At 67.3% G+C, this 10,315-nt stretch carries 10 protein-coding genes and 1 pseudogene; 4 read left to right on the top strand and 7 right to left on the bottom strand.

Translation table 11 applies throughout. The features are described 5' to 3' along the window. A pseudogene (locus B2P18_RS02750) lies at positions 1-1,142 on the top strand (helicase C-terminal domain-containing protein); the annotation flags it as partial. Positions 1,143-1,376: 234 nt separating this feature from the next. Here B2P18_RS02750 and B2P18_RS02745 read toward each other — a convergent pair. The 6 genes from B2P18_RS02745 to B2P18_RS02720 form a co-directional block, all read right to left on the bottom strand. After that, complete coding sequence (locus B2P18_RS02745; protein ID WP_205621909.1) at positions 1,377-1,757, bottom strand: hypothetical protein; 381 nt, start codon at positions 1,755-1,757, stop codon at positions 1,377-1,379. Then, positions 1,738-4,053, bottom strand: a complete 2,316-nt coding sequence (locus B2P18_RS02740) for a heavy metal translocating P-type ATPase (protein ID WP_029212959.1) — start codon at positions 4,051-4,053, stop codon at positions 1,738-1,740. The genes B2P18_RS02745 and B2P18_RS02740 overlap by 20 nt, the downstream gene beginning before the upstream one ends. 468 nt (positions 4,054-4,521) lie before the next feature. After that, positions 4,522-4,791 (bottom strand): hypothetical protein, encoded by a 270-nt coding sequence (locus B2P18_RS02735; RefSeq protein ID WP_029212958.1) that lies wholly within the window; start codon positions 4,789-4,791, stop codon positions 4,522-4,524. A 116-nt stretch (positions 4,792-4,907) separates the two neighbouring features. Further along, positions 4,908-5,807, bottom strand: coding sequence for a F510_1955 family glycosylhydrolase (locus tag B2P18_RS02730; RefSeq protein WP_034254535.1), 900 nt, complete (start codon positions 5,805-5,807; stop codon positions 4,908-4,910). Beyond that, a complete protein-coding gene (locus tag B2P18_RS02725; RefSeq protein ID WP_034254532.1) occupies positions 5,804-7,297 on the bottom strand; it encodes a multicopper oxidase family protein in 1,494 nt (497 codons plus the stop codon). Before B2P18_RS02725 ends, B2P18_RS02730 begins: the two co-directional genes overlap by 4 nt. 28 nt (positions 7,298-7,325) lie before the next feature. Then, on the bottom strand, positions 7,326-7,619 hold the full coding sequence (locus B2P18_RS02720) for an SHOCT domain-containing protein (protein WP_217652239.1): 294 nt from the start codon (positions 7,617-7,619) through the stop codon (positions 7,326-7,328). 117 nt (positions 7,620-7,736) lie between these two features. On the opposite strand from B2P18_RS02720, the gene B2P18_RS02715 reads away from it, so the two are divergent. After that, on the top strand, positions 7,737-8,462 hold the full coding sequence (locus B2P18_RS02715) for a response regulator transcription factor (RefSeq protein WP_029212954.1): 726 nt from the start codon (positions 7,737-7,739) through the stop codon (positions 8,460-8,462). Positions 8,463-8,467: 5 nt separating this feature from the next. Here the strand turns inward: B2P18_RS02715 and B2P18_RS02710 are convergent, their stop codons facing one another. After that, a complete protein-coding gene (locus B2P18_RS02710) occupies positions 8,468-8,593 on the bottom strand; it encodes a hypothetical protein (protein ID WP_286955759.1) in 126 nt (41 codons plus the stop codon). On the opposite strand from B2P18_RS02710, the gene B2P18_RS02705 reads away from it, so the two are divergent. Both B2P18_RS02705 and B2P18_RS02700 read left to right on the top strand, forming a co-directional pair. Beyond that, entirely contained in the window at positions 8,558-9,595 is a 1,038-nt protein-coding gene (locus tag B2P18_RS02705; protein WP_286955758.1) for a sensor histidine kinase, read from the top strand. The genes B2P18_RS02710 and B2P18_RS02705 overlap by 36 nt on opposite strands. Positions 9,596-9,857: 262 nt before the next feature. After that, positions 9,858-10,244: a sulfate permease gene (locus B2P18_RS02700; protein WP_073189013.1), complete on the top strand. Its 387-nt coding sequence runs from the start codon at positions 9,858-9,860 to the stop codon at positions 10,242-10,244. Positions 10,245-10,315: the final 71 nt, after the last annotated feature.

Below are 10,315 nucleotides of genomic sequence, written 5' to 3'. Positions count from 1 at the left end.
CAAACCCGGGGCGGTTCACCTGGACCATCACCAACGTCCGCGACGACGGCTCGATCACCATCCGCAAGACCGGTCGCAGGTTCGGCGGCTCGATCCTCCTCCCGGCGTCCTATGTGGCCGAGCACGTCGATCTCGGGTACGCGGTCACCGCCCACCGCGCCCAGGGCGTCACCGTCGACACCGCCCACGTTCTGGTCGAGCCCACCACGACGCGGGAGAATTTCTACGTCGCGATGACAAGAGGCATGCGTTCCAACCGTGCGTATGTGATCCTCGACCGGATTGACGATGCTCACACGGAGTCGCATCCGGGCGAGAACCCGGATGCCACCGGCAGGAGCGTGCTGAACGGGGTGCTCCAGCACGTCGGCGCTGAGCTGTCCGCGCACGAGACCATCACCGCCGAACACGAGCAGTGGGGCTCCATCGCCCAACTCGCTGCGGAGTACGAGACGATCGCCGCCGCTGCGCAACGCGACCGCTGGGCGAGCCTGGTTCGTGCATCGGGGCTCACCGCCGAGCAAGTCGACACCGTGCTCGACTCGGAAACGTTCGGCGCACTCACCGCCGAGCTGCGAAGGGCCGAGGCGAATCACCACGACATGGACCGACTGCTCCCGCGCCTCGTCGCCGCGCGCGGGTTCGGTGATGCTGACGACATCGCTTCCGTCCTTCACCACCGCGTCGAACGCGCGACCGCACGGCCGGCAGGGTCGGGCCGCACCCGCAAGGCACCGCGGTTGATCGCCGGCCTCGTCCCGCACGCCGACGGCCCGATGTACACGGACATGCGCCGAGCACTTGATGAGCGGCGTGAACTGATCGAGGCCCGCACCGACGCGGTACTCGACGCCGCACGCGACGCCCGGGAAGCCTGGACGAAACCGCTCGGCGTGCCTCCTCGCGATTCGCGGAAGGCAACAGCATGGCGGCGACATGCCCGCACAGTCGCGGCCTACCGGGACCGGTATCGCATCACCGACGACACACCCCTCGGATGGCCCCCTCAGTCAACCGCCCAGAAGATCGACGCCGCCCGTGCCAGAACAGCACTCGACAAGGCAAGGGACATCTCTCGTGAACACACAGCGAATGTCGAGCGTTCGCCGGTCGAGCAAGTCTTTCTCGGCCCGAGCCTGTGATCTAGGCCTGCCCCACAGTGCCTTGCCGACACGTGTTGATTGGGGTGTGGAATGGACTCCGAGCGGGATAATAGTGTGCGCGCCTTCAAAGAGTTCGATCTGGTTGCGTATGCCCCTGATCGCGACGCTCCACGATGCACCTGGTGCCGGGCGGCATCGGGCATCCTCCCGAGGGCGACGCGCGTAAGCGTCGACGCAGCGCGCCACACGTGCACCGCTCACACCCGAGGTGCCTCAACCCGTACGTTGCGCACCGCCCCTCGCGATATCGCCGCCGTGATCGCCAGCTGAGGTGGCCACCCCTGCCGCACGCTGGAGCGCTTGTATCACGTTCCGGAGTTCGGGTACACCACGCAGCCCGACTGCGGTCGGGTAGAGCCGGCAGGCCAGAGCGGGGGCTGCTCCTTGACGGGCGAAAGGGTCGGCGCCGTTGATGAGGATTGTCGGTGACCCCGTGAATCCCCGTTGCTGGGCTTGCTCATCGCTGACGACGATGGAGCGGTGTACTCGCGCGTCTGTCCCGCACTGGCTCACGGCAGCCGTGATCAGCCGCACCGCGGCTGCCTCGCTGGCGCAGTCCGGGACGACGAGCAGCTCAACGTCGATCGTCTTCATCACCACCGATGGTTTGAGCGCGCAGTCGTAGGGCGTTGGCGATGACGCTGACGCTGGAGAGGGCCATGGCGGCGGCGGCGATGATGGGTGAGAGCAGGAGCCCGAAGACGGGGTAGAGGACGCCGGCGGCGATGGGGATGCCGAGGGCGTTGTAGACGAAGGCGAAGAACAGGTTCTGCCGGATGTTGGCCATGGTCTTTTCGGAGAGAAGACGTGCGCGCACGATCCCGGTGAGGTCGCCCTTGAGCAGGGTGATGCCGGCGCTTTCCATGGCGACGTCCGTGCCTGATCCCATGGCGATGCCGACGTCGGCGGAGGCCAGGGCTGGCGCGTCGTTCACGCCGTCGCCGGCCATCGCGACGACGTGACCTTCGCCGCGGAGCTTGGTGACGATGTCACTCTTGTGGTCGGGCAGCACTTCGGCCTCGACGTGATCGATGCCGAGCGTCTTGGCGACTGCCTGGGCGGTGACCCGGTTATCGCCGGTGAGCATGACGACGTCGATGCCGTCCGCGCGCAGAGCCTTCAGGGCGGCGGGGGTGGTTTCCTTGATGGGGTCGGCGATCGCGAACATACCAGCGGAGTGGTCGTCGATTCCGATGTGGATGACGGTCGCACCGTCGCCGCGGAGCTCGTCGGCGCGGGCGGCGAGCGGGCTCGTGTCGAGGCCCTCAGAGTTGAGGAACGTCGCGCTTCCGATGGTCACCCGGTGGCCGTCGACGGTCCCCAGGACGCCGCGCCCGACGGGTGAGTCGAAGTCGGTCACGTCTGGAATGTGCAGGCCTCGCTGGGTGGCGGCTTCGATGATGGCCATGGCGAGTGGGTGCTCGGAGGCGCGTTCGACGCCGGCGGCGATGCGCAGCAGCTCGTTGTCATCACGGTCGCTGCCGGTGGTGACGATGCCGGTGACGGTGGGTCGTCCTTCGGTGAGTGTGCCGGTCTTGTCAACGACCAGGGTGTCGACCTTCTCCATGCGTTCGAGGGCTTCGGCGTTCTTTATCAGGACGCCCAGGCCTGCGCCGCGACCGACACCGACCATGATCGACATGGGGGTGGCCAGCCCGAGCGCGCAGGGGCAGGCGATGATCAGGACCGCCACGGCGGCGATGAGGGCGTGGGCGAGCTTCGGGTCCGGGCCGACCAGTGCCCAGACGATGAACGCGACCACGGCGATGGTGATGACGGCGGGCACGAAGATGCCGGCCACCTTGTCGGCCATCCGCTGGATCGGGGCGCGGGAGCGTTGCGCGTCGGCGACCATGGCAACGATTCGGGCGAGCATGGTGTCGCGTCCGACCTTCTCGGCGCGCATGACCAGGGCGCCGCTGCCGTTGATGGTGCCGCCGATGACGGTGTCGCCGCTGTTCTTGGTGACCGGCATGGACTCACCAGTGACCAGGGACTCATCGACGGCGGAGCGGCCATCCTCCACGGTTCCGTCGACCGGTACCGCCTCGCCGGGGCGGACCCGGAGGCGGTCACCGAGCTGGACGGTGTCGAGGGGGATCTCTTCGTCGTCGCCGTCGGCGGTGATGCGGCGGGCGGTCTTGGGGCTGAGATCGAGCAGGGCTTTGATGGCGCCGGAGGTCTGCTCGCGGGCGCGCAGCTCCAGGACCTGCCCCAGCAGGACCAGGGTGGTGATGACGGCGGCGGCTTCGAAGTAGACGTCGACGGTGCCCGCGTCACCGCGGAAGGAGTCGGGGAAGACACCCGGCGTGAAGGTGGCGATCACGCTGAACAGCCACGCGATTCCGGTGCCCATCGCGATCAGGGTGAACATGTTGAGGTTGCGGGTGCGGACCGAGGCCCAGCCGCGGACGAAGAAGGGCCACCCGGCCCACAGCACGACGGGTGTGCCGAGCGCCAGCTGGAGCCACACCGAGGTACGGGCCGGGATGAGGTCGTGCAGCCACGGGATGAAGTGGCGTCCCATCTCAAGGACGACGGTGGGGATCGTCAGCGCGGTGGCGACCCAGAACCGGCGAGTCATGTCGGCTAGCTCGGGGCTGGGGCCGGTATCGGCGGTGACGGTCACCGGCTCCAGGGCCATCCCACAGATGGGGCAGGACCCGGGCCCGGGGCGGCGGATCTCTGGATGCATAGGGCAGGTCCACTCCGTCGCCTCGCCGCTGATGGGCGCATCGTGGCTGGCGGCGGGCATTGTTGCATGTTCGGCTGCGGGACCGATGAACGCGGCGGCGTCCGCGTGGAATCGGTCACGGCAATGCTCCGAGCAGAAGTGGTACTGCTGACCGTCGTGGTCGAGGACGGGTGCTGTCGAGGCGTTTACGTTCATGCCGCACACGGGATCTGTGAGCGGCTCCGTCGCGGTGGATTGGTCGTAGTGGTGCTCGTGGTTCATCACGGTTGGCTCTCCTGCGCGAGCGCGTCCATCGGTGTCCATGCCCGGGCGGGGAGCGTGGCGGCCAGCGCCCTGGGTGTCGCGAAGGTCATGCGGTGTCCTTCGTTCTGGCTGTCGACGCTGATGGGACCAGTTCGCCCGTCTGGGCCTCCACCTTGATGAGTGGACACCGGCCAACTGGGCGACATCCGCCTCGGACGGTTCCCTCGCAGTTGCCGCAGGTTCATGGCGGGCAGCCGAATATGTGTCTTTGTGGTGATCATCCGCTTCTTCCTGGACTCGGACCAGTTAACACCATATACCCCGCCGGGGTATATGCACAGCAGCGGGTTGTTTTCTGTGTCGGGGCGCAGAGGCCGTGGCCTGGTGAGAACTAGGGCAAGGTCGGGTCGTGGGGGTCCGTCAGGATGGGTTTCCCCTGTTTCCGTGGTTCATCCACAGCATCATGGCGCCCATCATGGCGAGGCAGCCCAGGGCGTAGAGGAGGCCGCCGGCGCCGAGGCCGCCGGCGGCGATGAGCATTCCGATGACGACGAGCATGGGCACGCACATGAGCCACATCAGCCAGCCGTGACCGTGCCCGGGGCTGGGAGCCGGGGTCTCGGGTGTGGGTGTCTGGGTAGGTTGCGTGAACTGTGCGTAGTCGTTGGACGGTGAGTGCCGCGTGGCCATGGTGGGTCTCCTTCGTATGTTCGTCCCGGGCCGTTTGCCCTGTGTCTTCAGACTCGTCGCCCGATGTGGCGGTATGGCCTTGGGTTGATGAAGGGTGGGTCAAGATGTCGGCCGGGTCACTGGACGACGACTTCGGTGGTTGCTCCGGCATCGGTGGTGCGAAGGACCTTCCCGTCGACGACAACGATGATCTCGACCTTGCCGTCAGTGGTGCGCTCGGCGAACAGGGAATCGGCGGTGCCGATGGTGTCGGGGTGCAGGGTCCAGGTCGTGCCGGCGTCGTCACTTGTCGCCAAGCGTCCAGCGCTGGTGGTGGTGACGATGGTCTGCTCGTCTGCCCACGCGACCAGCACCGCGGTCTCCGGTGGCGTGAGCTTCTGCCAGGTCGCTGCGTCGTCAGTGCTGAGGAGCAGGCCTGCAGCGGTCGTGGCCAGGAGAGTCCCGGAGGTGGGTGAGGCGGCCAGTGCCCGGGGTGGGGCGGCGATGCTGCGGTCTGTCCAAGAGCGGCCGTCCGTGCTGGTGCGCAGGGTCCCGTCGAATCCGGTCACGCCCTTGGGTCCGACGGTGAGGGCATGGAAGTCGGATTCTCCACCTCGCGAGGTGACCTGCCAGCTGAGGCCGCCATCGGCGGAGGTGATGAGCCCGACCGGCTGAGGCAGATCGACCCCGATGCCCGGATGGCCGGAGGCGTAGAAGGTGCCGTTGGGTCCGACAGCGAAGCCCATCAGGTCGATGATCGGCCCGTTCTGGCTCAGCTCGCCCTTGACATGACGGAAGAGCCCTTCGTGGGTGGCCAGCAGTAGCTCGCCAGTCTCCGGGTCTCGCGCAACGGCGTGGATGTGAGTGATGGCGATCGGCGCGTTCGACTCATCCGCTTCCGATGGAGGGCTTGAAGCCGTCCCGGCAGGTCGGGAGCCGGATGCGTCCGGCGCGGTCGTAGCCACGCAGGCGGACAGACCACCGAAGGCGAGGACCAGGGCACCGGCTGACAGCGCCCGCAGCACTGGCCCGTTCACTTGGCATACTCCAGGGCGATCATCATGCCAGCCTCGGCGTGGTAGATGTTGTGGCAGTGGATCATCCAGTCGCCCGCGTTGTCGGCATCGAGGTCGATCGCGAAGGACTGCATCGGCGCCATCAGGACGGTGTCCTTGCGCAGACCAGAGGGCAGCGCGAACGTGTGACCGTGCAGGTGCAGCGGGTGGGTCATCATCGTCATGTTGACGGCGTTGATCCGCAGCCGTTGCCCGGCCGTGACGGTGAGGGGTTCGTTCTTCCCGAACTGGGCCCCATTGATGCCCCACCGGTAGGGCTTCATCGAGCCCTGGAGATTCAGGTCGACGGTCGCATCCGGTGCCTTGGCGGGCAGCTTCGCGGACTCCGCCGGCTGCAACTGGGAACCGATCAGCACCTGCCCGGACAACTCGGGTGGGGTGACATCCGCACCGGGCGCGGCACCGCCCGCGGTGCGGACCAGGGCCATGGCCTGGCCGCCGCTGGTCTTGCCGAACGGCCTGGCCACCAGCGGGAAAGCCCCGTCCTTGAGGGTGACGACCGCGTCGTAGCGTTCGCCCATCCCGATGTAGAAGGCATCGACCTCGCTCGGCTGGACCGCATGCCCGTCGGTGTGCGTGATGGTCATCCGGTGCCCGCCCAAAGCGACGGTGAAGATCGTGTCGGAGGCAGCGTTGATGATCCGCAGCCGGACCTTCTGGCCGGGTTTGGCGGTCAGGACCTCGGGATCGGTGGGGGGTCTGCCGTTGACCAGGAAGAACGGGTATGTGACATCGCCGGCGTCGCCCCACGGCCCGGCACCCATCGACATCCCGCCCATCGAGCCGTGGTCCATCCCGCCCATGTCGCCGGAGGATGCGGTGCCGCCGTCGGCGATGAGCTTCTTGAGCACGGCGTCGGGGGTGGTGCCGGTCCCGTCGATCCAGTCATCGAGGACGACGATCCACTCGGCGTCATATCCGCCTTGTTCGTTGGGGTCGTCGATCACCATCGGTGCGTACAGGCCGCGGTCGAGCTGGACGCCGACATGCGGGTGGAAGAAGTAGGTGCCGGGGTCGGGGACGGTGAACTCGTACACGTACTGGGCGCCTGGCTTGACCGGGTCCTGGGTCAGGCCAGGGACCCCATCGGCGGCGTTGCGCAATCGGATGCCGTGCCAGTGGATGGTGGTGTCCGCGGGCAGCTGGTTGTCCAGCGTGAGCCGTAGGAAGTCACCCGCGGTCGCCCGGACCAAAGGCCCGGGGGCGACGTCTCCGTATGCCCAGGTCGACACCTGCCGTCCGCCCAGGTCGAGGGTGACCGGTTTCGCTGTGAGGGTCTTCTCGATCAGTTTCTGCCCCGGGGACGGCGGGATCGGGGTCGGCGTGCCGAACGTACGGGACGGCGTACCGGTAGACCCGGGCGATGATGTACAGGCGGCTAGGGCCGCGGTCGCGGCGACACCCAGGCCGCCGAGCAGGACGTTGCGGCGGGACAGTAGGGGCGAGGTCATGATGCCTTTCCGGGTCGGGGAGAGAGAGTCAGTGGCCGTCGGCGATCAGACGGCGACGCTGTTCGTACTCCTCGGGGGTGACCTCGCCACGGGCCAGGCCTTCCTTGAGCAGGGTCAGCGGGTCCGGGCGGTCAGCCCCGGCGGTCGTGCGATCGCGTCCGGGAAGCAGTGCCCGGATGACCAGGACGATGACGAGCCAGAACGCGAGAGTGCCGCTCCCCATGATCAACCACATCCACCACTCCATGCCGTAGCCCCACATCATGAGCGTGCTCCTTGCCATTGCCGTCGTCGTGAACCCAGTGGTGTCGACACGATCCATCCTGTGCGGTGTAGGTCGTGATCAGACTCTCGCTGAGTTGAGGTTTGACGAAGATCCGGGACGCGCTACCGACGAGGCGGCGTCGACAGCACGGGTGGGCGAGAACGGTGGGAGAGAATGTCGAGTGTGAGCACCACACACCCAACCCCCGGACCAAGTGTTCTCGTCATCGAGGATGAGAAGACTCTCGCCGGGATGATCGGCGCCTACCTGTCCCGCGCCGGGTACCAGGCTCGCGTCGTGCACACCGGACCGGAAGGGGTGCAGGCGGTGCGTGATCAGACGCCCGACGTGGTGATCCTCGACCTCGGGCTGCCCGGACTCGACGGCATCGAGGTGTGCCGCCAGATCCGCACTTTCACGGACTGCTACGTCATCGTCGTCACCGCCCGCAAGGATGAGATCGACACCCTCATCGGCCTGTCCGTCGGCGCCGACGACTACGTCACCAAACCGTTCAGTGTTCGCGAGCTCGTCGCGCGGGTTCAGACCGTCCTGCGCCGACCCCGCACCGGCACGTCCCGTGCCCATCGTCAGGAGCCGGTGTGGGTGTTCGGGGAACTTCACGTGGACTCGGTTGGCCAGCAGGTCCACCTCGCCGGTGATCCGGTGGCGCTCACCCCCACGGAAAGAGACCTGCTGATGACACTCGCCGAACGGCCCACCATGGCCTTCTCCCGCCGCCAGCTGATCGACGAGGTCTGGGGCGACGACTGGGTCGGTGATGAACACCTGGTCGATGTCCACATCGCCCACCTCCGCCGAAAGCTCGGCGATGACCCGGACACGGCCCGCTACATCAGCACCGTGCGCGGCATCGGCTACCGGATGGGCAAGGGATGAACACCTCACCCGGCGCCCATGCGTCCCACGGCCTCGCGTCCCGACTGCTGGCCGGGCAGTCGATCGTCCTCGTTGCCGGCGCCCTCACCGCCGGACTGGTCGCCACGATCATCGGCCCCCCGATCTTCCACGACCACCTCCTCCAAGCCGGCCACCCGTCGAACTCGCCCGAGCTGGCCCATATCGAGATGGCCTACCGGGACGCCTCACTCATCTCGGTCGGCGTGGGGCTGCTCATCTCCCTGCTGGCCGCCACCGCAGTGACTTGGTTCCTCACCCGGCGTCTGCGACGCCCCCTGGACCAAGTAACCCACGCCGCCCGAGAGCTCAGCAGAGGCCACTACGCCACGAGGGTCCCACTGGTCGGTTCCGGCACCGAGTTGGAGACCCTCGCAACCGCGTTCAACACCATGGCGGCCCGGCTCGAAGGGGTCGAGGACACCCGCCGGCGGATGCTCTCCGACCTCGCGCACGAGCTGCGGACCCCGATCGCCACCCTGAGCGCCTACCACGAGGGCCTGCACGACGGCATCGCCTCCCTCGGACCCGACTCCCGCGCCGCCCTGACCGAGCAGACCGAGCGACTCACTCGGTTGGCCGACGACATCGACGAGGTCTCCACAGCCGAAGAAGGCCGCCTCGACCTCGATCTGCACGACCACGCCGTTGCCGACCTGCTCTGGGCCGCCCACGAAGGAATGCGAGAGCGCTACGCCGCCCAGGGCGTCAGCCTCGTCATCGACCCCACGGCGGCAGCAGGCCTCGCCGTGAAGGTTGACCGGCACCGCATCGGGCAGGTCCTGACCAACCTCCTGACCAACGCCCTCCGGCACACGCCACCCGGGGCGACCGTCACCGTCGCCGCCCAACGCGACGGGGCGGAAGTCGGCATCAACGTCACCGACAACGGCGAAGGCATGACACCCGAGCAGCTAGAGCACGCCTTCGAACGGTTCTACCGCGGGGACTCGGCACGCACTCGCGACCGCACCGGCTCCGGCATCGGCCTCACCATCAGCAAAGCCATCGTCGACGCCCACGGCGGCAGCATCACCGCCGCAAGCGCAGGTTCCAGCCTCGGGACCACCTTCATAGTCAGCCTGCCCACGACGCTCAATGACCAGAGCCGTTGAGCAGTACAGCCTGGAGGCCGCCCGCGAGAACGTCGAAGACCTGGCAGGCTGATCGTACTCGGTCCGCGACATTGCAGCCTGCGCTGAAGGATCAAATCGCCAGCAACCAAACGCAGACAAGCCCCCTGTACCCCATGATCGGGAGTATAGTAGAGCGTGAGGCAGGTTCTTCTCATCTGCGGGTCCTCCGGGACGGCCCACCACGGGCGCTCATACACGTACTGCCTTCTCGACGGAGAGCACGTGTGACGAGAGGCCCGCCATGTTCCGCCTTTTCTGGACGATCAGTGTCCACAGCCGCTACTACCTGCGCCGTTACATGCCGAGCAACCGGCTGCTCGACGCGATCCGCAGGCGACGCGGTCTCAGATGGGGCATCCCGGCAATGCTGATCGCCGCGCCCTACCTCCTGATCGCGAGCATTTGCACCCGCCTCATCGATGATGGCGGCCCCGGCTGGCTTCACCTCGTCGTATTTTGGGCGATCTGGAACGCGATGAAGTTCGTCATCATGGGACCGGTCAGCCTCGCCCTCCTGGTCCGTGCCCGGACCCAGGAAGCAGTCGCGCGGCGCCGCGCACGCGCTGAGCAGGTCACCCACGACCACTCGATGAATCAGGAACCCGTATCGGCGGGAGCACTCCGATAATTGGCTCTCCTGACTGATCCGTGGGTCATTTCCGGCCCGGGAGGACGGGTCGGTGGCCGCCGAGGTTGAGC

This window comes from Arsenicicoccus sp. UBA2120 (genome assembly GCF_002330965.1).
In the GTDB taxonomy this organism is placed as follows: Bacteria; Actinomycetota; Actinomycetes; order Actinomycetales; family Dermatophilaceae; genus Arsenicicoccus; species Arsenicicoccus bolidensis.
This window is presented reverse-complemented; position numbering and strand designations above follow the sequence as displayed.

Coding starts and splice junctions, on each gene's coding strand:
- B2P18_RS02745 (WP_205621909.1), bottom strand. CDS start 1,757: ATGAAGACGATCGACGTTGAGCTGCTCGTCGTCCCGGACTGCGCCAGC.
- B2P18_RS02740 (WP_029212959.1), bottom strand. CDS start 4,053: ATGAACGTAAACGCCTCGACAGCACCCGTCCTCGACCACGACGGTCAG.
- B2P18_RS02735 (WP_029212958.1), bottom strand. CDS start 4,791: ATGGCCACGCGGCACTCACCGTCCAACGACTACGCACAGTTCACGCAA.
- B2P18_RS02725 (WP_034254532.1), bottom strand. CDS start 7,297: ATGACCTCGCCCCTACTGTCCCGCCGCAACGTCCTGCTCGGCGGCCTG.
- B2P18_RS02720 (WP_217652239.1), bottom strand. CDS start 7,619: ATGGATCGTGTCGACACCACTGGGTTCACGACGACGGCAATGGCAAGG.
- B2P18_RS02715 (WP_029212954.1), top strand. CDS start 7,737: ATGTCGAGTGTGAGCACCACACACCCAACCCCCGGACCAAGTGTTCTC.
- B2P18_RS02700 (WP_073189013.1), top strand. CDS start 9,858: ATGTTCCGCCTTTTCTGGACGATCAGTGTCCACAGCCGCTACTACCTG.